This is a genomic window from Altererythrobacter chaiwopuensis (assembly GCF_054957755.1).
On the sequence record NZ_JBTXJG010000001.1, the window covers coordinates 464272 to 488163 of the forward strand.

22 protein-coding genes are annotated in these 23892 nt (G+C 62.0%); 7 read left to right on the forward strand and 15 right to left on the reverse strand.

What is annotated here, in order from left to right; translation table 11 throughout:
• Positions 1 to 57 precede the first annotated feature (57 nt).
• A complete protein-coding gene (locus ACX2DJ_RS02355; protein ID WP_462570778.1) occupies positions 58 to 1014 on the forward strand; it encodes a fimbrial biogenesis chaperone in 957 nt (318 codons plus the stop codon).
• A gap of 101 nt (positions 1015 to 1115) precedes the next feature.
• Positions 1116 to 5108, forward strand: coding sequence for a hypothetical protein (locus ACX2DJ_RS02360; RefSeq protein WP_462570779.1), 3993 nt, complete (start codon positions 1116 to 1118; stop codon positions 5106 to 5108).
• Positions 5109 to 5172: 64 nt separating this feature from the next.
• Here ACX2DJ_RS02360 and ACX2DJ_RS02365 read toward each other — a convergent pair whose 3' ends face one another.
• The 5 genes from ACX2DJ_RS02365 to ACX2DJ_RS02385 form a co-directional block, all read right to left on the reverse strand.
• On the reverse strand, positions 5173 to 5775 hold the full coding sequence (locus ACX2DJ_RS02365) for a hypothetical protein (RefSeq protein ID WP_462570780.1): 603 nt from the start codon (positions 5773 to 5775) through the stop codon (positions 5173 to 5175).
• 95 nt (positions 5776 to 5870) lie between these two features.
• Positions 5871 to 6407 carry a demethoxyubiquinone hydroxylase family protein gene (locus tag ACX2DJ_RS02370; RefSeq protein WP_462570781.1) on the reverse strand — a complete coding sequence of 179 codons (537 nt, stop codon included), beginning with the start codon at positions 6405 to 6407 and terminating at the stop codon, positions 5871 to 5873.
• A 10-nt stretch (positions 6408 to 6417) separates the two neighbouring features.
• On the reverse strand, positions 6418 to 6906 hold the full coding sequence (locus ACX2DJ_RS02375; RefSeq protein ID WP_462570782.1) for a disulfide bond formation protein B: 489 nt from the start codon (positions 6904 to 6906) through the stop codon (positions 6418 to 6420).
• 18 nt (positions 6907 to 6924) lie between these two features.
• Positions 6925 to 8301: a S41 family peptidase gene (locus tag ACX2DJ_RS02380; RefSeq protein ID WP_462570783.1), complete on the reverse strand. Its 1377-nt coding sequence runs from the start codon at positions 8299 to 8301 to the stop codon at positions 6925 to 6927.
• Between the two features lie 161 nt (positions 8302 to 8462).
• Positions 8463 to 9368: a murein hydrolase activator EnvC family protein gene (locus tag ACX2DJ_RS02385; RefSeq protein WP_462570784.1), complete on the reverse strand. Its 906-nt coding sequence runs from the start codon at positions 9366 to 9368 to the stop codon at positions 8463 to 8465.
• On the opposite strand from ACX2DJ_RS02385, the gene ACX2DJ_RS02390 reads away from it, so the two are divergent.
• A complete protein-coding gene (locus ACX2DJ_RS02390) occupies positions 9336 to 9686 on the forward strand; it encodes a hypothetical protein (protein WP_462570785.1) in 351 nt (116 codons plus the stop codon). The genes ACX2DJ_RS02385 and ACX2DJ_RS02390 overlap by 33 nt on opposite strands.
• A 28-nt stretch (positions 9687 to 9714) precedes the next feature.
• On the opposite strand, the gene ACX2DJ_RS02395 is transcribed toward ACX2DJ_RS02390, so the two are convergent.
• The 4 genes from ACX2DJ_RS02395 to ACX2DJ_RS02410 all read right to left on the reverse strand — a co-directional run bounded on the left by ACX2DJ_RS02395 (position 9715) and on the right by ACX2DJ_RS02410 (position 12663).
• Entirely contained in the window at positions 9715 to 10137 is a 423-nt protein-coding gene (locus ACX2DJ_RS02395) for a 23S rRNA (pseudouridine(1915)-N(3))-methyltransferase RlmH (protein ID WP_462572527.1), read from the reverse strand.
• A gap of 59 nt (positions 10138 to 10196) precedes the next feature.
• The gene (rsfS, locus tag ACX2DJ_RS02400) at positions 10197 to 10562 is read right to left on the reverse strand and encodes a ribosome silencing factor (RefSeq protein WP_462570786.1); all 366 of its coding nucleotides are present in this window, start codon (positions 10560 to 10562) and stop codon (positions 10197 to 10199) included.
• 138 nt (positions 10563 to 10700) lie between these two features.
• Positions 10701 to 11351, reverse strand: a complete 651-nt coding sequence (locus ACX2DJ_RS02405; protein ID WP_462570787.1) for a nicotinate-nucleotide adenylyltransferase — start codon at positions 11349 to 11351, stop codon at positions 10701 to 10703.
• A gap of 34 nt (positions 11352 to 11385) precedes the next feature.
• Entirely contained in the window at positions 11386 to 12663 is a 1278-nt protein-coding gene (locus ACX2DJ_RS02410) for a glutamate-5-semialdehyde dehydrogenase (protein ID WP_462570788.1), read from the reverse strand.
• A 289-nt stretch (positions 12664 to 12952) separates the two neighbouring features.
• On the opposite strand from ACX2DJ_RS02410, the gene ACX2DJ_RS02415 reads away from it, so the two are divergent.
• Both ACX2DJ_RS02415 and ACX2DJ_RS02420 read left to right on the forward strand, forming a co-directional pair.
• A complete protein-coding gene (locus ACX2DJ_RS02415) occupies positions 12953 to 14077 on the forward strand; it encodes a peptidoglycan DD-metalloendopeptidase family protein (protein ID WP_462570789.1) in 1125 nt (374 codons plus the stop codon).
• 4 nt (positions 14078 to 14081) lie between these two features.
• The gene (locus tag ACX2DJ_RS02420; RefSeq protein ID WP_462570790.1) at positions 14082 to 14501 is read left to right on the forward strand and encodes a bactofilin family protein; all 420 of its coding nucleotides are present in this window, start codon (positions 14082 to 14084) and stop codon (positions 14499 to 14501) included.
• A 57-nt stretch (positions 14502 to 14558) separates the two neighbouring features.
• Here the strand turns inward: ACX2DJ_RS02420 and ACX2DJ_RS02425 are convergent, their stop codons facing one another.
• From ACX2DJ_RS02425 to ACX2DJ_RS02450, 6 genes are all read right to left on the reverse strand, one after another.
• Positions 14559 to 16232 (reverse strand): long-chain-fatty-acid--CoA ligase, encoded by a 1674-nt coding sequence (locus ACX2DJ_RS02425; protein WP_462570791.1) that lies wholly within the window; start codon positions 16230 to 16232, stop codon positions 14559 to 14561.
• A 61-nt stretch (positions 16233 to 16293) separates the two neighbouring features.
• Positions 16294 to 17007 (reverse strand): DUF1013 domain-containing protein, encoded by a 714-nt coding sequence (locus ACX2DJ_RS02430; RefSeq protein ID WP_462570792.1) that lies wholly within the window; start codon positions 17005 to 17007, stop codon positions 16294 to 16296.
• Between the two features lie 135 nt (positions 17008 to 17142).
• Positions 17143 to 18282, reverse strand: coding sequence for a glycosyltransferase family 4 protein (locus ACX2DJ_RS02435; RefSeq protein ID WP_462570793.1), 1140 nt, complete (start codon positions 18280 to 18282; stop codon positions 17143 to 17145).
• Positions 18279 to 19205, reverse strand: coding sequence for a UDP-2,3-diacylglucosamine diphosphatase (locus ACX2DJ_RS02440; protein ID WP_462570794.1), 927 nt, complete (start codon positions 19203 to 19205; stop codon positions 18279 to 18281). Before ACX2DJ_RS02440 ends, ACX2DJ_RS02435 begins: the two co-directional genes overlap by 4 nt.
• 108 nt (positions 19206 to 19313) lie before the next feature.
• On the reverse strand, positions 19314 to 19943 hold the full coding sequence (locus ACX2DJ_RS02445) for a glutathione S-transferase family protein (protein ID WP_462570795.1): 630 nt from the start codon (positions 19941 to 19943) through the stop codon (positions 19314 to 19316).
• Entirely contained in the window at positions 19936 to 20958 is a 1023-nt protein-coding gene (locus tag ACX2DJ_RS02450; RefSeq protein WP_462570796.1) for an NAD(P)H-quinone oxidoreductase, read from the reverse strand. The genes ACX2DJ_RS02445 and ACX2DJ_RS02450 overlap by 8 nt, the downstream gene beginning before the upstream one ends.
• A 151-nt stretch (positions 20959 to 21109) precedes the next feature.
• Between ACX2DJ_RS02450 and ACX2DJ_RS02455 the strand changes: the two genes are divergently transcribed.
• The gene (locus ACX2DJ_RS02455) at positions 21110 to 21313 is read left to right on the forward strand and encodes a DUF1192 domain-containing protein (protein ID WP_462570797.1); all 204 of its coding nucleotides are present in this window, start codon (positions 21110 to 21112) and stop codon (positions 21311 to 21313) included.
• Between the two features lie 137 nt (positions 21314 to 21450).
• Positions 21451 to 23841: an ATP-dependent Clp protease ATP-binding subunit ClpA gene (clpA, locus tag ACX2DJ_RS02460; protein ID WP_462570798.1), complete on the forward strand. Its 2391-nt coding sequence runs from the start codon at positions 21451 to 21453 to the stop codon at positions 23839 to 23841.
• Positions 23842 to 23892: the final 51 nt, after the last annotated feature.

A 23892-nucleotide genomic window follows, 5' to 3' on the forward strand; every position in this document is an offset into this window, starting at 1 on the left:
GCGCAATTAACCATATTTGATCCATAGACCGGGCGACACAAACGGGGGTCGCCTGATATGAGTTCCGCATACAAATCTGCCGCATACCGCGCCACACCGACAACCCTTCTGGCGGGCGCTCTGGCTACTATCCTCGCCCTGGGCCCGGCGGGCTCGCTGGCGCAGGATATCGAGCCAACAACGCCCCAGACTGCTCCGCCACCTCCGCCTGAGGGTTCGGTTGGCGCGATGGGCGATATAAACCTGTTCCCGAAGCGGGTGGTGATCAACGGACGCCGTGAAATCGCATCGATCGGGCTCTACAATAAAACCGTCAATCCGGGCGATTACGAAATCCGCCTGGTCGACATGGCAATGACCCCGGATGGGCGCTTGCTCGCTCTCGACAAGGAGATTGACGAAGCGACAAGGGCGCGCGTGCAAACGGCCAGCGGGCTATTGCGGCACTCGCCACGCAGGGTCGCATTGCGGGGCAGCGAATCCCAGTTGGTTCGCGTCATGGCCCGGGCCGCTGCCGACATTCCCGACGGTGAATACCGTTCGCACTTCGTTGTCACTTCGGTTCCGCCGATCGATAGTGGCCTTTCCATTGAAAGTGCTGCGGGCGGAACGAGCACCGAAGGCATCGGCGTAACCATCCGCCCGCGCTTTGGCATCTCGATCCCGGTAATCGTGCGGATCGGTGAAACGACGCTGGACGTAGGCATTGAGGACATCAGCCTGCTCACCTCGCAGGACGGAACCCGCGCCATCCGCTTCACCGTGACGCGTGCGGGAACGCGCTCTGCATTTGGCGATGTGGTGGTCACCGCAAAGGGCGCGGACCAGCCGGTTGCGATTTCCAAGGGCATCGGCGTCTATCCCGAAGTCGACAGCAGGCAGGTGACGATCCCGGTCAACCCCGAGCTTGAGCCACGCTTTGTGTCCGCGGGGACCCGCCTGAGGATCGAGTTCATCGATGATGACTTCAAACCGGGCGCCAAACTTGCCGAACAGGAATTCGTGGTTCCTTGAACCGCCGGAAACTCATCCGGAACGTCAGCGCCGTCAGTTTGGGGGCGGTCGCATTGGCGCTTTGTTCGCTTCCCCAGAACAGGGAAAGCGGCACAAAGCGCATGCCTATGCCCTCGCCGCAGGAGCATAGTGGTAAGAAAGCGCGCGACATCGCTGCGGCCGACATACCCAGGCCCTCGTTCGGGGATGACGCCCCGGCGCGTCCGGCCCCGGCCCCAACTCCTGGCCGGGCAGTAAGTATTGCCAACGACACCGATCATACGGACAGGGTCGACGGCCAAGGCACCCAGCAAGCCAGACCTACAGAAGATCGCGAGCCAGCCGCCGCCGCGCCCGCCGGTGAACCCGCAGAGCCAGGAGCGCTGCGTGATTCCGGCCTAAACGATCCGGGCGCCAGCGCCGCACCAAATGTCGGCGGAGCGATGGTAAAATCTGCGGTCGAGGCGCCAGCCGTTGCCGCGCCGCCGATCGTTCTGGCCGGAAACCTTGAACCATTGGCACAGCAAACCGCAGGCGAGGAGGACGCAGCTTTCGCGGAGTTCGTGCCGCTGGGCGAACCAGCCGGCTCCCTGGCCGATAGATCGAAAGTGCGAATCTGGGATTTCGCCACCGGAATACCGCTCACTCCGGTCGATCCCGTGCACAAGGCACTCGAAAGCAATGACAATGGCCCTGTAGCCGGCGAAGAAGCGGCACCAGTTGAGGCGAGCGATCTGGCCGTCGTGGCTGACCAGGTCAGTGATGACAGCCCGGTAGCGGACCCAGCCGCGGATGCCGCATCGACACCGTTGGCGGTGCCTGCGCCCTCCCCCGAGCCCGCTCAGCCAGCCGCTGCGGAAAAGGTGCAGGAACGCGCGCAAGTGAGCGTTGAAACATCCGCGCCCGACGGTTTGGCCGTGACTGGAATTGCTGCGCCCCAAAGCTCTGCGCTGGTGGATGCGGGCGCCGATGCGGATACGGGTGCAGAAACCGCGGAGGCACCCGGAACCACAGCCAGTGCGGCATCTGCGGCGCGGGTATGGGATTTCGCAACCGGAAAGCCCATCGCTCCGCTTGACAGCATGGCGGATGTTGCCGCCGCAGAGGCAAAAGTTTCAGCCCCGCCAAACTGGCAAGACAATGAAGCGGCTATGGCCGGTGCCCATGTCGAAACACCACCCAATGAGCCGGTCAAGACTCAGGCCGAAGTACAGGTCGAAGCACAGGGCGAAGCACGGGGCGAGGCCCTCACACCAACCGGGGACAGGCCCGGCGTTTCAACGCAGCCGCAGACGGGAGCGCGTGTGTGGGACTTTCGCACCGGTGAGCCGCTTGCCGGTTCTGCTGCATTGCTCAAGACAGATGCTGTTTCATCAGACCTGACACAACTAGTGCCGCCACCGCGCGCAACAGGGCAGGCAAACTCCCCCGCCTATTCTGCCGAAACGCCCGTGCTTGGCCCACAGGATGAGCTCATCCTCGAAGTCAAGATAAAGGGCATAGACGCAACCGATACGATCATTGCCTATGGCACGCGCAGCGGCATCTATCTGCCGCTTGGCGCCATGGCGCGGATCCTTGATCTCGCCATCACGGTGAGCGATGACGGCAACTATGCGCATGGCTGGATCCTGGACGAGGATCGCGTACTGGCCATCGACCTGCGCCAGAAGCTGGTTGAGTTCGAAACAGCCCAGCGCCCGCTCAAGGGATCGCAGGCGGTGGCTTTCGAAGGCGAAATGTACCTGCAGATCGAACAGTTTGCCGAGTTCCTGCCGATCAGGATCGCGGCGGATCTGCGATCAATGTCGGTCGAAATCGAAACGCTGCAACCCTTCCCGTTCCAGCTGCGGGCAGAGCGTGAGGCAAACAGGAAAAGAATGGAAGCGCGTCAGGGCGGCCGGGAAGCGCGCGATTTCGAGCGGGTGGACCTGCCGTGGCAGGCACTTTCGATTCCTGCGGCGGACGTCGAGCTTCGCGCCGTTTCCGACAGCATTTTCGGCCCGCGCCTGGAAGGCGATTTACGACTGGCCGGTGATCTGGGCTTTCTTACAGCCGAAGCCTATCTGAGCGGCGAGACTGAAAACGGCCTGACCGCGTCGTTGCTGGAGCTTGGCCGGGTCGACCCCGATGGCGATCTGTTGGGCCCGCTTTCCGCCACGGCCTTTTCTGTCGGCGATATTGCCACAGAATCGATGCCGTTGGGTTTGCGCAGCGTTTCGGGCCGCGGCTTCGCGGTTACCAATGCGGCGATGCAAACAACCTCTGTTTTCGACCGTGTGGATTTGCGCGGCATCCTGCCCGACGGCTACGAAGTCGAACTTTACCGGAATGACATCCTGATCGGATCGACGCGTGAAACGGTCAACGGCCAGTTCGAGTTTCTTCAGGTGCCGGTCGATTTCGGGCTAAATGTTTTCCGCCTGGTATTCTTCGGTCCGCAAGGGCAGCGCAGCGAAAGTGTGCGCCGCATCTCTGTTGGTGACGGGCGCGTCTCCGAAGGGCAGCTGGTCTACAATTTCGGCGCCGCACAAAGGGACCAGAACCTGCTGGGGGTGACGCCGCCAAACTTCGTGCCTTCACGCGAATTCGGCAACTGGCGCGCAAGCGGGCAGCTTGCCTATGGCGTGAGTTCAGACCTGACAGCGGTGCTGAGTGGTGCCTGGTTCGAACGCGACGGCGACCACTGGGTTTCCTCTGCTGGTATGCGGACCAGCCTGGGCGGCGCAGCGGTGAAGCTGGATGCGGGGTTTGCCGATGGAGGGGCGCTGGCATTCGAGGGCGGCATCGGCGGGCGTATTGGCCGCTCTGCCGTAACGCTTAGCCATACCGAATACAGCGGGCTTTTCCCCGACGAAACCAAGGCGCCAGGGCTGCAGTTTCTGCGACGCGCGACCGAGCTCGATTTCAACACCACCGTGGAACTGGGCAACCCTGTTACCGGCCTGGTCATTCCGCTGAGCGCACGGGTGCGCAGTTTTCAGGACGTAAACGGGCGCAGCACATTCCAGGCCGGGATGAGAGCTTCCACCCGCACATCCGGCCTGCTGCTTTCAAACACACTTGATTACTCGCGCACAAGCTCCCCCGATTTCCAGAACAACGCCCAGCTGTTCGGCAATTTCGACCTTGCTACGCTTGGCCGATCCAACACAAGGGCGCGGTTTTCGCTTGGCTACCAGGTCCATCCGCAGCTCGACATCACAAATGCAGGCGCCGAAATCAATCACACGCTTGATGACCGCACCGCACTGCGCGCTTCTGCCAATTATGACTTTTCAAGCCACTCCCCCTTCTTCAGCCTTTCGGCAGTGCGCGATTTTGACCGTTTCAGCCTGGCCTTTGACAGCAATTACTCGTTCTCGAACGATTCCTATTATGTCGGCCTGCGCCTTGGTTTAAGCCTCGGCCGCGATCCCATTAGCAAGCGCGTTTTTGCGGCGCGCCCCGGGCAAGCCACGTCAGGCGGAGCAACGCTGCGCGCCTTCCAGGACCTGAATGGCGACGGCACCTATGGCCCTTCAGACCGGCTGCTGCCCGAAGTCGATTTCGTCGTGTTCAACAAGACAGCCTCCACCAACGAGTCCGGTATCGCCAGAATCGGTGGGCTGGGTACCGGGCGGGAAGTGGGTATTCAGATCGATCCAGCCAGCCTTCCGGACATCACACTTGCGCCGGCAAAGCCTGGCGTGGAGGTGGTTCCCAGAGCGGGGCGGCTCCACGCCATCGATTATCCTGTCGTAGCGCTCAGCGAGATTGAAGGAACAGCCAGTTTTGTTTCCAACGGGGCGGCCAAAGGCGTCTCTGGCGTCAGACTGATGCTATCCGAGGAAAACGGGAAGATCGTGGGAATCGTCAAGACAGAGCTCGATGGCTATTACTTTTTTGAACGGGTTATGCCGGGGAGTTACCGCCTCTCCATCGATCCCGCGCAGGCCGGGCGCCTGAATCTGTGCCCGCTGGATTTCGGCACGATTACAGTGGGCTACGAATCCGATGTCATCGCGCGCGACATCGAAATTAAGTCATGCGAAACTCCGCAACCGCGCATCGTGAAGCAGGAAGGGGTCATGCAACCTGGCACGCAAGCCGAATTGGCTGCGGTTTCCCACTAGCAGGGGTGTCTGTCGGGCAAAACCGCCATTGTGGCGACATTTTGCGGACGGTTGATGCGGCAGGTTATTCGCCGTCAGGCTTGGCGGCGGCATCAGGGGCTTCACCGCCTTCATTCATAATCGCAGGCGGCGCTCCCTCGCCCGGCAAGCCCTGCTGCCGTTCGCGTTCAAGCCGCTCCATATATTCCCGTTCGATCAGTTCGACCCGCTCCTGTTCGGCAGCAGCATCCTCATCGATGGTTGAAAGGCGCTCAGCCCGTGCGGCTTCGATCAACTGGCTAAAGCGTATGTCGGAGCCTTCGCGCTTGTCGGCATAGGCCGCATTGATCATCTGCTGGGTGCAACCAGTCCAGCCGCCCGCCCCCGCCGGATCGCACGACATGGTGCCAAAATCACCGATCATCTCGAAACGTTCGACACGCTCGGCCCAGGCAATGTTCTGCGGACTGTCGCTCAATCGCAGGTTTTCGGGAATGCGAAAACGCTCATCCTCGGCCTTGCGCGCGCAGACCGTGATCTCGCCTTCCGCCGGTGCCGGGCATTCATCGGCCCCATAGACGATCACCATATTGACCTTGTCGCCAGCGTCATCCTGCGTGGCGGCCGGTGTGGCGGGCCAAAACGGCGCGGCGGCGATCAGGGAAAGGGCAAGAATGCGGCGGGTCATCACGATACCTCGAGCAAGTCAGGGACAATGCGCATATTAGAGCGCAGGCGAGTTGAATAGCATATGAAGCGCCTTCACGCGCGGTTTAATCCTGCTCATATTCGTTCGGCAAGTTTGATCGCAGCGCGGCAACCCAGCCTGATCGCCCCCGCCAACAGCGGATAGGCAGGCGCCCTTTCCGCCCCGGCTGCCAGCGCCGTGTCACGATGCGCGCGCTCATCTTCGCGGAACTCATGGATCATGTCCGCAAGTTCCGGTTCGGCCCCGCTTTGCCGCAACCGATCAAGCTGCTGCGAATAATGCCGATCGATCTCTTCCTCGACCGCTGCGGTACAAGCCATCGCCGCCTCCGGGCCGATCAGCGCGGTTGCCGCACCCAGCGCATAACCCGCGACCGACCAGAAGGACTGCAGCGCAGTAGGGCGAACCCCGCGCGCAGCGATCATTGCATCAAACCGCGCAAGATGGCCTTCTTCCTGCTCGGCCATATGAACGATTTCCTGCGCGTGCGGGCCGCGATTGCCCAATACGGCAAGCTGTCCCGCATATATCCGTGTAGCGCCATATTCGCCCGCCTGATCGACGCGGATCATACTGTGGAGTTCGTCGCGGGTGATGCCTCGTGTGCTCATCTTCCACCTCTCAAGCCGGTCTGGCGCTGCGCCTCAGAAGTTCCCATATCCCGATACCGGCGGCGCAGGAAATGAGGAAATTCCATCCCGCGAGCGAGATTCCCAGCAGGTCCCACGGCGCAACGTCGCAGCGGACCAGCGGCGCGTTCATAATCGCATCCAGCGCATCCCCGGTTGTGGGAACGCCGGTCGAACAGGCGGTCAGGCCCTCCCACCAGCCATATTCGACCCCGGCATGGAAGCCGCCGATCGCGCCGGACACGAAAATCGCCAGGCCAGCCAAGGCAATCCAGAACTGCCGCAGCGGTGCGACGAATGAAAGCATGGCCAGCGCCAGCGCGGCGAAATGCGGATAGCGCTGCCACCAGCACATTTCGCATGGGTAAAGGCCAAAGCCATATTGCGCCAGATAGGCACCGCCCAGCAGCAAAGCCGGTACGCTCAAGGCAAGATGTTGTGCCAACAAATCGGCGGGGCGCCCGCCCGGTGTCTTATCCATCGTCCGCAGCTAGCCGATTTACTGTCGCAGCGCCACCGTTGCCCGCGTTGTCCGGCGCAAGGTTTCGAGCGCGTAGTGCAGCTGGAAATCGGCAACCCCCTGCTCCTCGAGTTGAGCCGAAGTCAGGCGGAATCTTGGGTCGACCTGCTTGTCCACCTCCAGCGCTTCATCCTCAAGCCCCAGTTCGTTGATCAGATGCCCGCGCAGGTCACTTTCACGCATGACATATTTGTTGCGCTTCTCAAGGTCCGGGTCGGACAGCTGGGGGACTTCGATATCGGGCTTGATGCCGCCTTCCTGCACCGAATGCCCGGCGGGCGTGTAATAACGCGCCGTAGTGAGCTTGAGCGCAGCATCGCGGCCCAGCGGCAGCAGTGACTGAACACTGCCCTTGCCGAAGCTGCGATCGCCCATAATCAGTGCCCGGCGATGATCCTGCAGTGCACCGGCGACGATTTCGGAGGCCGAGGCCGAACCGGCATCGATCAGCACGATCAGCGGAATGCCCTCGGCAATTGCGCCCATGAAGCGCTGCGTATCCTGTCGCGGCAGATGGCGGTAATTGGTGATGTCATCAGCGTTATACTGGGCGTTCTCGCCGCGCGCGCGGCCCCGCTGCGACACGATCCGCCCCTCCTTCAGGAACAGATCCGACAGCGCGATTGCCTCGTCGAGCGAGCCGCCCGGATTGGATCGCAGATCGAGCACCAGTCCGTTCATCCGGCCCGCAGCCTCTGTGCGGAGCGCCTGCCAGGCCAGGTGCACGTCGCGCCCGACATTGGTCGAGAATTCATTGACCGTGATCACACCGATCTTGCCGGACTCCAGCTTGTGCGTGACCGGCTCAAGCTCGATCACGCCGCGGGTGACTTTCAATTCCAGCGGTTCGTCGCGCCCAGGACGGAACACTGTAAGCTGAATCGAAGTGCCTTCCGGCCCGCGCATGCGTGCCACGGCTTCGTCAAGATCACCGCCATAGATCAGCTCGCCATCAAGATGGGTGATAAAATCACCCGCCTTGACCCCGGCCTTTTCTGCCGGGCTGCCGCGGAAGGGAGAGATCACCTTGACCGCGCCGGAATCCATCACCACTGACAGTCCAAGCCCCGAATAATTGCCATCAATCAGCGTGGTGAGACGTTGCAGCGCGGGGCCATCGACATAGGCCGAATGCGGATCGAGCGCACCGAGCATGCCGTCAATCGCGCCGCGGATCAGAACGTCATCTTCGACAGGCTCGACATAATTGGCCTTGATCTGCTGATACGCTGCGAACAGCTTGGCGAATTGCGGGCCCGCCCGGCCATCCACTTGCGCCATGCCGGCGGTGGTGGCCGGGATAAGCGCCACAGCGGTGACAAGCGCGGCGCTGCGCATCAGATCGGCGATTCGCATAGGCAATTGGGCTCCTGTTCTGCTGGAGTTCTATCGCGCAAACCGCCTTAACGCCAGATGAGAGCGCGATCGCGACCCGAAGCGATACGGTTCCTTTGACAAATGTTTTCCCATTCTGCCGCCGGTCAACGGGCACGCAGCCTGCCGAAGATGCATGAAACCTACATGTAATCGAGCGGGTTAACCGGATTTCCATCCCGCCGCAGCTCAAATGTTACCATTGGCTCGCGCACGGATGCCGTGCCGATCGGGCTGCCCCCGATCACCTGGTCCCCCGCAGCAATATTGCTTCGCGCAAGGCCTGTAACCAGGCTGGTGAAACCATTGCCATGTTCGATGATGACGATGCGGCCAAACCCGCGATAGGGGCCGGCAAAGGCGACCCGCCCCTCTGCCGGTGCGATGACCTGCGCGCCCGATGCCGGCCTCAGCCGCAACCCGGTGCTGGCCAGCCCTGCCGCGTCGATCGCGCCGAAGCCGGCCAAGGTGCGGCCCTGAACCGGCATTTGCAGCGGCGCAGGCAGGCCGGTGGGGCGCGGCGTGGGGCTTCCAGCGCCACCATTCATGACCTGCGACGCGCCCGGACGTGGCGGGCGCACTAACGGACCGGGCAGCGCCGCCAGCTCTGCCCGCAGGGAACCCGCACGATCAAGCTCACCAAGCAAGGCATCAAGGTCGCGCGCATCCTCGGTCAGCGCCAGCGCTCGCTGGCTTTCCTTTTGGGCAATCGCCCGTGCCTCGCGCGAGGCGAGGCGTTGCTGGGCGGCCAGCGCGTCAAGTTGGTTGCGCCGCTCAGCCAGGCGGTTTTCACCGCTACGCAAATGCGCCAAGGTGGCCCGGGCATCGCGCTCCAGCGCACGCCCGCGCTCAAGCTGCCTGCGCAAGCCCGATGTCCGGGTGCGGATCTCGGGCAGCGTTGTTTCCAGCACGGCCCGGACATAGACCGTATCCTTGAGCGATCCGGGCTGAAGCGCAGAGAGCACCAAAGGGCGGCGCGCCATGTTCTGCAAGGCTGCAGTCAGGCGAACGATCGGTTGCTGCTGCACCGCCAGACGGGCATCGAGCACGCGGCGCTGGTCAGCAATCAGGGCATAGCGTGCCTGAGCTGCGAGTATGTCAGCTTCGGCCTGCTGGATGCGGGCGGCGAGTGCGGCAGCTATGCGTGCGGTCTTTTCGGCCGCTTCGCTGGCTTCTTCGGCTCCCCGATCAAGACGCAGCGCACGCTGCGCCGCATCGGCGGCAGCCTGTTCTGCCCGTACAACAGCGTCGCGCGCGGCGGCGGGACTATCGAAGACAGCCGCTGCTACCAGGGTCCCTGCTTCACCCGCTTCAGCGCGCGGCAAGCTGGCGAATACCGCCAGGCAAGCCGCAGCGAGGCCGATTAAAAAAAGGCGGTTTCGCGGGTTCATCACCCTACCCTGCCCGATGATAGGGATGCCCGGCAAGGATTGTCGTTGCACGGTAGAGCTGCTCCATCAGCATCGCCCGGGCCAACAGATGCGGCCAGGTGGCCTTACCAAAGGCGAGTAGCAGGTCAGCCTCGCCGCGCTCTTGCTCACCATGCCCATCAGCGGCACCGAGCACGAAGCGCGCCTCGCGCATGCCGTCATCGCGCCAACGGCCCAGGATTTCAGCCAGTTCTTCGGAGGTCAGATTCCTGCCGCGTTCGTCCAGCAGCACGGTTTTGCAGGGGGTTTGCGGATCGGGAACCCTGCCCCCGGTTTCCGCAAGCTCGGTCAATTTTACCGGCCAGGTGAGCCGCTTTTCATAGCGCGCGACCAGCTCTGCCTCGGGCGAACGGGCGATCTTGCCACGAGCGATTACGTGAAGAAGGATGGCAAAGCCTCACTGAAACCTGTTGCTACGGTCCGCAATGACCGCGGGCACGAAACGAGCTACGCAGTGCCGACCGCCGGCTCGTTATCGCCGAACGCCCACATCCGCTCAAGGTTGTAGAAGCTGCGCACTTCGGGGCGGAACAGGTGTACGACCACATCTCCCGCATCGATCAGCACCCAGTCTGCAGCGGGCAGCCCCTCGATACGTGACGAACCGAAACCTTCCTGCTTGATCTTCTCGGCCAGTTTCTGCGCCATCGCCGCAACCTGGCGAGTCGAACGCCCGGAAGCGATCACCATGTGATCGGCGATCGAGCTTTTTCCTTCAAGCGGGATCGAAACCACCTCTTGCGCCTGGTCGTCATCAAGTTGCGCCAGCACCAGCTCGTGCAGGGCGTCAGCGGATTTGACTGGCCTAGCCATCGAAGGCCGGGCTTTCTGTGTGGTGTCGGCGGCTGCCGGCAAAGGTTGCGCCTGGTTCATAGGCGTTATCGATTCTCCTGTATGTGTGGTTCACGATGCGATGGGCCGCAGAAACGCCGGAAGCGCGCAATATGCGCCTCATGCGCCCCCCTCTCGTGCGACAAGATGACGGGTCAAATTGTCACGAGGCGGGTGGCCGGAATAACGCAAAGCCCAATCCGGATCAGCGCGGCGGATGGCCGTGGCCGAACGTGGATCGGGATCAAAACGCAGTAACACCAGTGCCGGTGCGCTCCATCTGCCCCCTTCTGACAAACCAGCTTGCGGCACACGATAGCGCCTGAGCCAGGCCATGGCGGGGCTTGCCAGGGCAGCGCCATCATAACCGGGCCGCGCGATAACCGCAATCGGCATCATGCGGGCAATTTCGCGCCAGTCGCGCCAGCGGTGAAACTGCGCCAGATTGTCCGATCCCATCAGCCAGATGAAATCGCGTTTGGGAAACCGCCGCTTGAGCGCGCGCAGGGTGTCGACAGTGTAGCGCGTGCCCAGCTCGCTCTCGATCGCGGTGGGCACGATCCGGGCGCCGCGCGCCGCGCGCTGAGCCGATTTAAGCCGCGCCGCAAGCGGGGCCATGCCCTTCACGGGCTTGAGCGGATTGCCCGGTGAAACCAGCCACCAGGCCTCATCCAGCGCCAATGCCTTGATCGCCAAGCGAGTGATCCGGCGATGGCCGGCGTGTGCGGGGTTGAAGCTGCCGCCCAACAGGCCGGTGCGGATAGGTGCCATGCCGCCCAGCGTCAGGCCTCGCGCTGGCGGCGCATCATGGGCGCGCCTGGCCGCTACCGCGCACTTGCCACTTGTAGGTCGTCAGCCCTTCGAGCGCGACTGGCCCGCGTGCATGCAGGCGCCCCGTGGCAATGCCGATTTCCGCGCCCAGGCCAAATTCGCCGCCATCGGCAAATTGCGAGGAGGCGTTATGCATCACGATCGCGCTGTCGACTTCGGCCAGAAACCGTTCGGCAACTGCATCATCAGTGGTGATGATGGCGTCAGTATGGTGCGAGGAGTGCCGCGCGATATGTTCCATCGCCGCTTCAAGCCCATCGACCATTGCCGCCGACGCCACAGCCTCGAGATATTCGGTATCCCAGTCATTGTCGCTGGCGGGCTTGACCCGCTTATCGAGCGCCTGGATGCGCGCATCGCCGCGCACTTCGCAGCCGCCATCGATCAGCGCGCCGACCAGTTCGCTGGCGGCGGGAAAGTCCGCATCGACCAACAGCGTTTCGAGCGCCCCGCAAATGCCGGTGCGCCGCATCTTAGCATTGATGACGACCTCGCGCGCCATCGCCGGATCGGCGGCGGCATGGACATAGGTGTGGCAGATCCCGTCGAGATGGGCGAGCACGGGAACCCGGGCATCGGCCTGGACGCGCGCGACCAGCCCCTTGCCCCCGCGCGGCACGATCATGTCGATCAGGCCCGCAGCCTTGAGCATCGCGCCCACCGCCGCTCGGTCCTGCGTCGGGACCAGTTGCACCGCGTCCGGGGGAACGCCCCCGGCCTCAAGCCCGCGCACCAACGCCGCCAGAATCGCGTGGTTCGAATGCACCGCCTCGCTACCCCCACGCAGCAGGGCGGCATTGCCCGCCCGCACGCACAGCGCAGCCGCATCGGCAGTCACATTGGGGCGGCTTTCGTAGATGATGCCGATGGTGCCGATCGGCACCCGTACGCGGCTGAGTTTCAGGCCATTGGGGCGTACGGAATGGTCGATCACATCGCCCACCGGATCGGGCAGCTGCGCCACGGCCTCAACGCCGGCCGCGATGCCTTCGAGCCGGCTTTCGTCGAGCCGCAGACGGTCAAGCATGGCGCCGGTCAATCCATTCGCTTCGCCAGCGGCGATATCCCGGGCATTGGCTGCAAGAATCGCGGCCGCATCCTCGCGAAGTGCAGAGGCCGCTTTCATTAGCGCATCAGCCTTGGACTCGCTCGTCATCGCGGCCAGCAATCTTTGTGCGGCGCGCGCATTGCGGGCGAGCCGTTCAATCAGTGTGGTGGAGTCTTCAGTCTGTTTTTCTGCATGTGTTGCCATGACGCGGCTCTTAGCATCGCAAGCCGGCTCTGTCAGGGGGCGATTCTTAGCCCGCATGAGGCCAAAAAAGGGGCTATGCTTGGTTAAGTTTTCGCGCCGGAAATTAAAGGTTTCAATCGGATGCAACGATTCATCGCGCAAGGGGTTCGATTCGCCCCACCCGTTAAGTTTTGATTCGACCTGATCGCCTAAGGCCGATAGGCATTCGCACGGATCGCAAAAAGCGATATAACAAAAAAGAGGGGTCGCATTGTCCAACATTTATTCCGCAAGCGGATGGGGGGGGCGTTTGCAGCGTTGGTTCCCGGATCGCGAATTCTTTATGCGGTCGCAAGGGCAGGTCCGCTTCATCAGGATTTCTTCGCGGGTGCAGATGGCCGCTGCCGCAATTGTCATGGCACTGCTGGTCGGCTGGGCGATCTCGATGGCCGCCATGGCCTGGACGCAATACCGCACCCAGGCTGACCGGATTTCGCTGCTGGAGCGCGAAGCCAAGGTCGCCACCGCAACCGAACGGGTCAACGCCTATCGCCACGATATCGATGCGGTGGCGCAAGACTTGGTCAAGCGGCAGGATTTTCTTGAACAGATTACCGAAGCGATCCCCGCTGACGTGAAATCGGCCAGCGCGGTTTCGGATTCGTCCAATGCCGCTGCCGAAACGATCGACAAGGTCAGCATGGCGGTTCCCGAAGCGGCGGTGTTGGCGCAGATCGAAGCCCGCCAGCTGGCGTATGTCGAGCGCCTGACCCGATATGCCGATCAGCGCGCCGAACGCACAGCCAAGGCAATGCGCAGGCTGGGGCTCAACCCGCAGGCGATGCTACGCCAGGCCGAACGCCAGGCAATGGGCGGCCCGCTGGAAACCCTCAACACATCGGCGAGCGGTGAAATTGACCCGCGCTTCGAACGGCTTGGGCTTAGCCTGGCGCGCATGGCCGCGCTTGAGGAAAGCCTCGATACAATCCCGCAGATCAGCCCCACAAGCCGCCGCCAGACGCGCCTTACTTCGGGCTTTGGCTATCGCCGCGATCCGTTTACCCGCCGCGGCGCGATGCATCGCGGGCTTGATTTCAAGGGGCCGATCGGCACGCCGATCTATGCCGCCGCCAAGGGCCGTGTCACCTATGTCGGGCGCATGTCAGGCTATGGCAATGTGGTTGAAATTCGCCATGGCAACGGCGTTCTGACACGCTACGCCCACCTTTCACGCTTCGTCGCCAAGCCGGGCGACATGGTCGATGTCGGCGATGTCATTGCCAGACTCGGCAATACCGGCCGTTCAACCGGCCCACACCTGCATTTCGAAGTGCGTATTAATGATCGCGCGGTCAATCCGCGCCCCTTTCTGGAGACAGCGCAAGATGTTCTCAAAGAAGCCCGCGGCACCGACGCGGCCGACCGGACAGCATAATTCCATGGCCAGCAATTCAAGCTCCACCTTTTCTGTCATCGGATCCGATGTAAGCATCAAGGGAGATGTAAATGCATCTGCCGATTTGCATGTCGACGGCGCGATCGAAGGCGATATCGCCTGTGCTTCGCTGGTCCAGGGCGAAACCAGCAAGATCACTGGCAGCATCACGGCCGAGACTGCCCGCTTGGCCGGAAAAGTGACGGGATCGATCCGTGCGCGCGAACTGGTGATCCTGCGCAGCGCCAGGATCGAAGGCGATGTTCATTACGAAGCCCTGACCATCGAACAGGGCGCCCAGATTGACGGTCGGTTTGCACATGGCGCGCGCGGCCGCACAAGCGACGCCGTGCAGGCCAGGCCAGCGGGCGGCGACGGGAAATCGGCCACCGGGGAGGAGCCCAAGCTCGGCCTGGTCAGCTAAGCCGGCATTTCAGGCCGCCGAGACAGGGGCGCCCCATTGCGGGCGCCCTTTTACGTGTCAGCCCTCGAATACTTCAGACCTCAGCGCCTTGCGATCGAGCTTGCCGATGATCGTCTTGGGAAGCGCCTCGCGAAGCACCACTTGATCGACCCGTTCGTGCTTGCCAAGCCGGGCGTTGAGCCAATCGCGCAGCTCGCCCGCATCGGTTTGCGCGCCTGGCTCCGGCACAACGTAGGCGCGCGGCATCTCGCCGCGGTATTCATCGGGCACGCCGATCACCAGCGCTTCCTTGACCGCCGGATGCTCCAGGATCACCTCTTCGACCTGGCTCGGGAACACCTTGAACCCGCCCACCGCGATCATGTCCTTGATGCGGTCGACAATCTTGAGGAAACCGTCCTCGTCGATCACGGCCACATCACCGGTGCGTAGCCAGATCTTCCCGTCACGCTCGATCAGCACTTGAGCGCTCGCTTCTGGCTGGTTCCAATAGCCGCGCATCACCTGCGGACCGCACACCGCCAGCTCGCCCGGTTCACCTTCGGGGGCAAGCCGGGTATGGTCCTCCTTATCCAGCAGGATCACTTCGGTGCCCGGCACGACCTGCCCGATGGTGCCGCGCTTGCGCATGCCCTCATAGGGATTGACCGAGACCACGCCCGAGCTTTCGGTGAGGCCATATCCTTCGACCAGGCGCACGCCGGTCACTTCCTCGAATCGGGCATGGACGGGCGCCGGCATCGGCGCGCCGCCCGAAATGCACACCTTGAGCGACGAGAAATCGGTGCTCGATAGTTTGGGGTGGTCGAGCAGCGCCTGGAACATGGTCGGTACGCCGGGGAAGCCGGTGGCCTTGCGGGCAGCGATGGTGGCCAGCACTTGCCCCGATTCGAAGCGCGGAACCATTGCGATCGCGGCTCCGCTCGCCACCGCATGGTTCAAAAGCGCTGTGTTGGCGAAAACATGGAAGAAGGGCAGCGCCCCCATGAACACTTCGTCTTGCGGTTTATCGAACGGATTGATCGCGGCGACTTGCTGAGCATTGATCGCGAGATTGGCATGAGTGAGCATCGCGCCCTTTGGCCGCCCCGTGGTGCCGCCGGTATATTGCAGCAGCGCGACGTCATCAGGCGCAATCGCTATTTCGTGCGAAAGTTTTCCGCCTTTCGCGGCGACCTCGCTCCATCTCCGCACATTGTTGCTGTATTCGACCGATGCGATCTTGCTGCGAGCGAAAGTTTTGAGCGCCAGTCCTTTGTGCCACGGCAGCATATCCGCCAAAGAACCGACCACCAGCGTTTCGAGCTCCGAAGCATCCAGCACTTCGCGCGCCGTGCCGTAAAGCTCCGGCACGTCGAGCGTGACCAGCAATCGCGTGCCCGAATCCGCCACCTGGTGGCTCAGTTCGCCGACCGTGTAGAGCGGCGAGAAGTTGACCACCACCGCACCCGCCATCATGGCGCCGTAATAGGCGGAAGCGTAGATCGGCACATTGGGCAGGAACAGACCGATTCGATCACCGGGCTGCATGCCGTTTGCTACAAGGCCCGCGGCAAAGCACTGCGCCTCTTGATGAATCACCCGATAGGAATAGTCGCGACCCAGAAAATGCAGGAACCGCGCGTCACCGCGCCGGGCGACTGCACGCGCCAGCATCTCCGGCAACGTCAAAGGTTCGAAGCCGACATCCCACGGAGTGGGATGATGATAGCGCGCCCTGCTTACATCCATGTAAGCAGAATGGCTGATCCCCTGTTATCGCACAAGCTAAATACGGTGCGCTGGGTGCAGCTTATTTCGCTTCGCTTTCCTCAGCCGCACGCTTGGCGGCCAGCCAGGCCTCGGCCTCGGCCTCTTGTGCCGCTTCGCCAGCTGCCTTGGTTGCCGCTTCGCGTTCGGCGCGCAATTCCTCGATCAGCTTTTCCTTGTCGCTGCGGCTATCGCCTTCGGGAACTTCGGCGGCTTCGATCCCGGCGCGCTTGGCAGCCTTCGCCACTACTGCATCGAGCTCGCGCTGCGAACACAGGCCCAGCGTGACCGGATCCTTGGGCTGGATATTCTGGATGTTCCAGTGGGTGCGCTCGCGGATCGCGGAGATCGTGTTGCGCGTTGTGCCGATCAGCTTGGAAATCTGCGCGTCGGAGATTTCGGGATGGCTGCGCAGGACCCAGGCGATGCCATCGGGCTTGTCCTGGCGCTTCGACACCGGGGTGTAACGCGGGCCCTTGGTGCGGGTAGCCTCTACCGGGGCTTGCTGCATCTGCAGCTTGTATTCCGGATCGGCCTGGCCGCGCTCGATTTCCGCCTGTGTCAGCTCGCCGACATGCACCGGATCGCGCCCGGTGTATTTGCTGCCTGCAAGATCATCGGCCATTGCCTGCACTTCGAGGATATGCAGGCCGCAGAAATCGGCGATCTGCTCGAAGCTGAGCGCGGTATTGTCGACCAGCCAGGTGGCAGTGGCATGCGGCATCAGCGGAGTGGGTTGTGTTGACCCCTGGGCCATGGTGGAAGCTCCCATCGGTAATCAGGCCTGAAAATAGAAGGGCCGCCCCTTGCGGAGCGGCCATTACGAGACTGTAGATAGGGAAGTGCGGCGGATTCGGCAAGCGCTATGGTAAAGCGGCTGAATTGACGCCGGTCATGCCAGTGCGGCGGTTGGCACCGGAGCGGCCACTGAATCAAATGCGGCCAGCCCTTCAAGAAATTGCCTGCTGGCCTTTTCCCAGCTGAAGCTGGCGCCATAAGCAGCGCACACAGCGCGCTCACAATAACGCGCCGCATCGATCGCGCGGGGCAAGCGTTCGGACAGGGCGCCGACCTCCGGAGTTACGATATCGATCGGCCCTGCAACCGGGAAGGCAGCAACAGGGGTACCGCAAGCCAGCGCCTCGATCATGACCAGCCCGAAAGTGTCAGTGCGGCTGGGAAAAACGAACACATCTGCCCCGGCATAGCATCCGGCAAGTTCGCGGCCGCGCCTCACGCCAAGGAAATGCGCCTTGGGAAACCGCAGCCGGAGTTCGGCGAGAGCCGGCCCGTCACCCACAACCACCTTGGTGCCCGGATATTCGCAACCGAGGAAGGCCTCGATGTTCTTCTCGACCGCGACCCGCCCGACATAGAGCAGGATCGGTCCTTCGAGCCGGGCATATTCGGGCGTGGGAGGCGCATCGGGAGTGAAGCAATCAAGATCGACACCCCTGCTCCAGTGATGGAGACGGGAAATGCCTTGGGTGCGCAGTTCCTCCCTGATGCTTTCGGTGGCCACCATCACTCGCCGAGCAGGGCGATGGAACCAGCGGATATAGGGCCAGAAATGGCGCGCGCTCAGGCCCGTTCGCCGCGCCACATATGCGGGGAACTGCGTGTGATAGGCGGTGGTAAAAGGCACGCGCCTGCTCACGCAATAGTGCCGCGCGGCAAGGCCAAGCGGGCCCTCGGTCGCGATATGGACCGCATCGGGCTGGAGTGAGGCGAGCCGCCGGCCAACTTCGCCCGGCCATGTCAGTGCCAGGCGGATTTCAGGATAGGTGGGGCAGGGCAGTGAGGGATAATCCTCAGGAGAAATGATCGCAATGTCATGCCCCCACCTACGCAGGATTTCGCAAGTGGATGCCAGGGTGCGAACCACACCGTTGGTTTGCGGTTCCCACGCATCGGTAACTATCGCAATACTGACAGGCGCAATGCTGACTGGCGCAATGCTGCAAGGCAAATCGCCCTGCTCTGGCGAGAGCGGCACGCCCACTTTGGCATCGTGCGAGTACAGCATGTTCATGCTGCCTCGCGCCGCTGGGTGCCAACCATCTCGCGGCCTGCTGATTCCTTCTCGCGGCGGGCAATTTCGGCCGGCCAATTGAGAATCTCCATCCGCCCGTCGAAATGCTCGACCAGCGCGGTGCAGCCTTCGACCCAGTCACCATCGTTCCAATACTCGACCGGCCTGCCATGATGGGCAAAGGTGCGGAATTCAGCGGTATGGATATGTCCGCAAACCACTCCGTCGACGCCGCGTTCAGCAGCGGCCTTGGCCACAATCTCCTCATAGCGTCCGATAAACTCGACCGCGTTCTTGACCTTGTGCTTGGCCATTTTCGAAAGCGACCAATAAGGCAGCTCAAGCCTGCGCCGCACCAGATTGACCCATTGGTTGAGCCCCATCACCAAATGGTAGAGCGCGTCACCCACGAAGGCGAGCCAGCGATGCGCCAGCATGACTGCGTCAAACTCGTCTCCATGCAGCACCATGAGCCGCCGCCCGTCAGCCGTGTCATGGAACGCCGCGCGGCATATTTCGACGCCACCGAAATTCAGCCCGGTGAACTGGCGAAACATTTCGTCGTGATTGCCGGGAATATAGACGATCCGGGTCCCGCGCCTGGCGCGCTTGAGGATGCGCCAGACGATGTCATTGTGCTCGGCCGGCCAATAGAACTTCTTCTTGAGCCGCCAGCCGTCGATAATATCGCCGACGAGAAACATCGTTTCGCTATCGGTGTGGTCAAGAAAATCGATCAGCATCCCGGAATTGCACCCCTTTGTGCCCAGATGCACATCGCTGATCCAGATGGTGCGGAAGCGGCGGCGCTCGATCCCTTCCGGCTCGGGCGTTCTGAGCGGGCGCGCAGGGAGGGTGGCAAACCTGCCGATGGATGATGCAAGCTGCGATGGGGGAAGCGGCGGCGCGGCGTTTACAGCCATGGTTTCTGCTCCTGCGACAAATGTCTGACGCTCAGCAGCTATGGCAGCATAATGTTACAGGCGTGGCGCGGTACGATGACGGTTGGGGGTCACTAAGTCAGCAGCGTGTCAGGCCATCGGGACGAAGCCCGGCAATGCCTGGACCCGATCGATCCAGCGGCAGATATGCGGATAGTCCTCGAGCCCGAAACCGCCCTCTTCGGCGACATGGGTATAGGCGAACAGGGCTATATCGGCGAGCGTGAAACGGCCCGCCGCCATCCACTCGCCGCGCGCCAGATGTTCGTCCATCAGCCGCAATGCTTCGCAGCCCGCCACACGTTTGGCCACAATCTGGTCGCGTTGTTGCGGGGTCAAATGGGCTTCACCGATGAAATGGAGCCAGAACCGCAGGGTCGCGATATTCGGCTCATGGTTGTATTGTTCGAAGAACATCCAGCGCAGCATGTCAGCCTGCTCGAACCGACCAGAAGGTATCAATTCGCTGCCCGCGGCCAGATACCAGCATGCGGCATTGCTTTCGGGCAGGAAACGCTGGCCGCCGGAATCTTCAATTTGCAAAACCGGAATGCGGCCGTTGCGGTTGACATGGGCGAGGAATTCCGGCGTCCGGGTCTCGCCCAGCATGATATCATACTGGCGGGTTTCCAGCGGCAAGCCCAGCATCGCGGCAGTCAATTTGATCTTGTAGCAATTGCCGCTGCGCGGATCTTCGTGAAGGGTAAGTCGCTCAGTCACCGCTTACCTCTAGCACAATTTTACCGATATGTTCGCCTGCTTCCATCCGCGCATGCGCCGCTGCGGCCTCGGCCAGGGGAAAAACCTCGTCCATCACCGGCTTGAGCTCGCCAGAAGCGAACAGCGGCCATGCGTTCTGCGCGATTTCATCGGCCAGGGCCGACTTGAACGCATCGGAGCGCGGGCGCAGCGTCGAGCCGGTCAGCGTCAGTCGCTTCATCATGACCAGCGCCATGTTGAGCCTGGCTTCCATCCCGCCCAATACCGCGATCGTCACATGCCGGCCGTCTTCGGCAAGGCATTTGAGATTGCGCGGTACGTAATCGCCCGAAACCATGTCGAGCACTACATTGACGCCCTTGCCGCCAGTAAATTCCTTTACCGCTTCGACGAAATCCGTGTCGCGGTAATTGATCGCCAGATCCGCGCCCAGATCGCGCGCCGCCTGGCATTTGGCTTCATCGCCGCAAGTCACGATCACTTCCGCGTCGAAGGCCTTGGCCAGCATGATCGCCATGGTGCCGATACCTGACGTGCCGCCATGCACCAGCAATCGCTCTCCATCACGCAGCATCCCGCGTTCGAACACATTGTGCCACACGGTAAACAGGGTTTCGGGCAGCGCCGCCGCCTGAGCCAGCGGCATGGCTTCGGAAACCGGCAGGCAATGCCCCCATGGCGCAGCGCAATATTGGGCATAGCCACCGCCCGGCGTGAGCGCGGCAACTATTTGGCCGAGCAGTTCCTGCGGCACCTCGCTGCCCACGGCAACCACTTCACCTGCCACCTCAAGCCCTGGCAGCGGCGATGCCCACGGTGGCGCGGGATAATGCCCCGCGCGCTGGATGCAATCGGGCCGGTTGACCCCGGCATAGGCGACGCGGATCAATACGTCGGCGGGCTTTAATTGAGGCAGTGGCACCTCGCGCAGAGTGAGCACCTCTGGCCCGCCGGGATAGTCGAAACCGGTTGCTTGCATTGTGTCAGGAAGTGTCTGCGCGCTCACGCCACCCATGCGGCCTGCCCCCTAATCGTCAGCCCTTCGCCCATTACCAGCCGTGCTGTGTCGCAAGTGCGACACAATTCGCGATGGGCCATATGGAAGTGGCAAGTAGCCGCACTGTCCATTGACAGCAAGCCATGCAGCTTGCGATGTTATGCTTCGCATGGACCCGGATGATCTGCCGCGCCCCAGGGGCGACGCCGCGAGCAAGCTCGCCAGCGAGGACCTTTCGCCTTATTCGCAAGACGAGTTGCAGGATCGGATTGCTCTGCTCGAGGCCGAAATTGTGCGAGTTGAACGCCACAGGCTAAAGGCGGCAGCGCACCGTAACGCGGCGGATCAGCTATTCAGGAAACCCGAACGGTGATCGCCCCCCACGAACTCGGGATTCGCAATTTTGCACCAGTTCCCCATATCGGGGAGAAACGCCTAATATCACTTAACCAGCCCTGTTCACTCTCTCCCGCAAGAGAGAATTCCCGGCCCCTGCTATAGAGTATCTTCATGCCCAGTTTTGCCCAGAACCTTGAAAGAACGCTGCACAACGCGCTCGGCAATGCGTCAGAGCGGCGGCATGAGTATGCCACGCTCGAGCATTTGCTGCTGGCTCTGATCGATGATGAGGATGCAGCGCAAGTGATGGCGGCCTGCGGGGTCGACCTTGCCGAGCTGGGCGAGGTGGTGAAGCAATATCTTGACCAGGAATATCAATCACTTAAGACCGAGGACAGTGCCGACCCGCAGCCGACTGCGGGGTTCCAGCGGGTGATCCAGCGTGCGATCCTGCACGTCCAGTCTTCGGGCAAGGACACCGTTACGGGCGCCAATGTTCTGGTGGCGCTGTTTTCCGAACGCGATTCCTATGCGGTCTACTTCCTGCAACAGCAGGATATGAGCCGGCTCGATGCGGTGAGCTATATCAGTCACGGTATCGGCAAGGGCGGGCGGCAACTCGAATCGAAGACCCCGCCGGGCAGCGATGAAGCGCAGGCCGAAAGCAGCGAACCGGGAAAGGAAGGCGGAAACAAGAAGGAAACCGCGCTTGACCAGTTCACTGTCAATCTCAACATCAAGGCCAAGGCCGGCAAGGTCGATCCGCTGATCGGGCGCGGACCGGAAGTCGACCGAACGATCCAGATCCTGTGCCGCCGCAGCAAGAACAACCCGCTATATGTCGGGGATCCCGGGGTCGGCAAAACCGCGATTGCAGAAGGGCTCGCCCGCAAGATTGTGGAAGGCGATGTTCCCGAGGTGCTGCAGGATGCCGTGATCTATTCGCTCGACATGGGCGCGCTGCTGGCCGGCACGCGCTATCGCGGCGATTTCGAGGAGCGTTTGAAACAAGTCGTCTCCGAGCTTGAGCAAATGCCCGAGGCGGTGCTGTTTATCGATGAAATCCACACCGTTATTGGCGCGGGGGCAACAAGCGGCGGCGCGATGGATGCCTCGAACCTCTTGAAGCCCGCCCTGTCTTCAGGCGCGATCCGCTGTATCGGCTCGACCACCTATAAGGAATTCCGCAACCATTTCGAAAAGGATCGCGCATTGCTGCGCCGGTTCCAGAAAATCGACGTCAACGAGCCGACGATCGACGAGACGGTCAAGATCCTCAAGGGCCTCAAGACCGCCTTCGAAGATCATCACAAGGTCAAATACACCCCCGATGCGATCAAGGCCGCAGTCGAACTGTCGGCGCGCTACATCAATGACCGCAAACTGCCCGACAAGGCGATCGACGTGATCGATGAAGTGGGCGCGATGCAGATGTTGGTCCCGCCCAGCCGCCGCAAGAAGAAGATCGGCGCAAAGGAAATCGAAGCGGTGATCGCGACCATGGCGCGCATCCCGCCCAAATCGGTCAGCAAGGATGACAAGAAGGCGCTGGAAAACCTTGAGCGCGATCTCAAGCACGTCGTTTTCGGCCAGGACGAGGCCATCCATCGCCTTTCAACCGCTATGAAATTGAGCCGCGCGGGGCTGCGCGATCCTGACAAACCAATCGGCAGCTTCCTGTTTTCCGGCCCCACCGGCGTCGGCAAGACCGAGGTTGCACGCCAGCTTGCCAGCATCATGGGGATCGAGCTCAAGCGCTTCGACATGTCCGAATATATGGAGCGCCACTCGGTCAGCCGCCTGATCGGCGCGCCCCCGGGCTATGTCGGCTATGACCAGGGCGGCTTGCTGACCGACGCGATCGACCAGAACCCGCACTGCGTGCTGTTGCTCGACGAAATCGAAAAGGCGCACCCTGACCTGTTCAACATCCTGCTGCAGGTGATGGATAACGGGCGCCTGACCGATCACCACGGCAAGACGGTCGATTTCCGCAATGTGGTGCTGATCATGACCACCAATGCCGGCGCGGCAATGATGGCGTCGCAAGGTATCGGCTTTGGCGATGTGTCCAAGGAAGATGCGGGCGAGGAAGCGGTGAAGAAGATGTTCACCCCGGAATTCCGCAACCGCCTGGATGCAATCGTGCCCTTTGCCTATCTCGGCAAGAGCACAGTTTCCCGCGTGGTCGACAAATTCATCCTCCAGCTCGAACTGCAGCTGGCCGAACAGAATGTGCACATCCAGTTTGACAAGGATGCGCGCGAATGGCTTTCCAACAAGGGCTATGACAAGCTCTATGGCGCGCGCCCGATGGGCCGCTTGCTGCAAGAGAAGATCAAGCAGCCACTGGCGGAAGAGCTGCTGTTCGGCAAGCTTGCGGATGGCGGGGAAGTGCATGTCACGATCAAGGACGGCAAGCCGAGTTTCGAGCTTGCGCCCGCGCCGCCCAAGGCCAAAGTGAAGCGAAAGCCAGCCACCAGGAAGAAGCCCGTCGCGAAGAAAGCAGCACCGAAGAAGCCAGGCGCCGATGCCGGAAGCGAGGCTGACGGCAAAGGCTAGGTTCACGCGAGGCTTTCGCGCTGGCTTTCGGGTCCGGAATATGCATGATCG

Excerpts from the sequence above, each read along its gene's own strand:
- ACX2DJ_RS02355 (WP_462570778.1), top strand. The coding sequence starts at position 58 with ATGAGTTCCGCATACAAATCTGCCGCATACCGCGCCACACCGACAACC.
- ACX2DJ_RS02360 (WP_462570779.1), top strand. The coding sequence starts at position 1,116 with ATGCCTATGCCCTCGCCGCAGGAGCATAGTGGTAAGAAAGCGCGCGAC.
- ACX2DJ_RS02365 (WP_462570780.1), bottom strand. The coding sequence starts at position 5,775 with ATGACCCGCCGCATTCTTGCCCTTTCCCTGATCGCCGCCGCGCCGTTT.
- ACX2DJ_RS02370 (WP_462570781.1), bottom strand. The coding sequence starts at position 6,407 with ATGAGCACACGAGGCATCACCCGCGACGAACTCCACAGTATGATCCGC.
- ACX2DJ_RS02375 (WP_462570782.1), bottom strand. The coding sequence starts at position 6,906 with ATGGATAAGACACCGGGCGGGCGCCCCGCCGATTTGTTGGCACAACAT.
- ACX2DJ_RS02380 (WP_462570783.1), bottom strand. The coding sequence starts at position 8,301 with ATGCGAATCGCCGATCTGATGCGCAGCGCCGCGCTTGTCACCGCTGTG.
- rsfS (WP_462570786.1), bottom strand. The coding sequence starts at position 10,562 with ATGGCTAGGCCAGTCAAATCCGCTGACGCCCTGCACGAGCTGGTGCTG.
- ACX2DJ_RS02405 (WP_462570787.1), bottom strand. The coding sequence starts at position 11,351 with ATGGCACCTATCCGCACCGGCCTGTTGGGCGGCAGCTTCAACCCCGCA.
- ACX2DJ_RS02410 (WP_462570788.1), bottom strand. The coding sequence starts at position 12,663 with ATGGCAACACATGCAGAAAAACAGACTGAAGACTCCACCACACTGATT.
- ACX2DJ_RS02420 (WP_462570790.1), top strand. The coding sequence starts at position 14,082 with ATGGCCAGCAATTCAAGCTCCACCTTTTCTGTCATCGGATCCGATGTA.
- ACX2DJ_RS02425 (WP_462570791.1), bottom strand. The coding sequence starts at position 16,232 with ATGGATGTAAGCAGGGCGCGCTATCATCATCCCACTCCGTGGGATGTC.
- ACX2DJ_RS02430 (WP_462570792.1), bottom strand. The coding sequence starts at position 17,007 with ATGGCCCAGGGGTCAACACAACCCACTCCGCTGATGCCGCATGCCACT.
- ACX2DJ_RS02435 (WP_462570793.1), bottom strand. The coding sequence starts at position 18,282 with ATGAACATGCTGTACTCGCACGATGCCAAAGTGGGCGTGCCGCTCTCG.
- ACX2DJ_RS02440 (WP_462570794.1), bottom strand. The coding sequence starts at position 19,205 with ATGGCTGTAAACGCCGCGCCGCCGCTTCCCCCATCGCAGCTTGCATCA.
- ACX2DJ_RS02450 (WP_462570796.1), bottom strand. The coding sequence starts at position 20,958 with ATGGGTGGCGTGAGCGCGCAGACACTTCCTGACACAATGCAAGCAACC.
- ACX2DJ_RS02455 (WP_462570797.1), top strand. The coding sequence starts at position 21,110 with ATGGACCCGGATGATCTGCCGCGCCCCAGGGGCGACGCCGCGAGCAAG.
- clpA (WP_462570798.1), top strand. The coding sequence starts at position 21,451 with ATGCCCAGTTTTGCCCAGAACCTTGAAAGAACGCTGCACAACGCGCTC.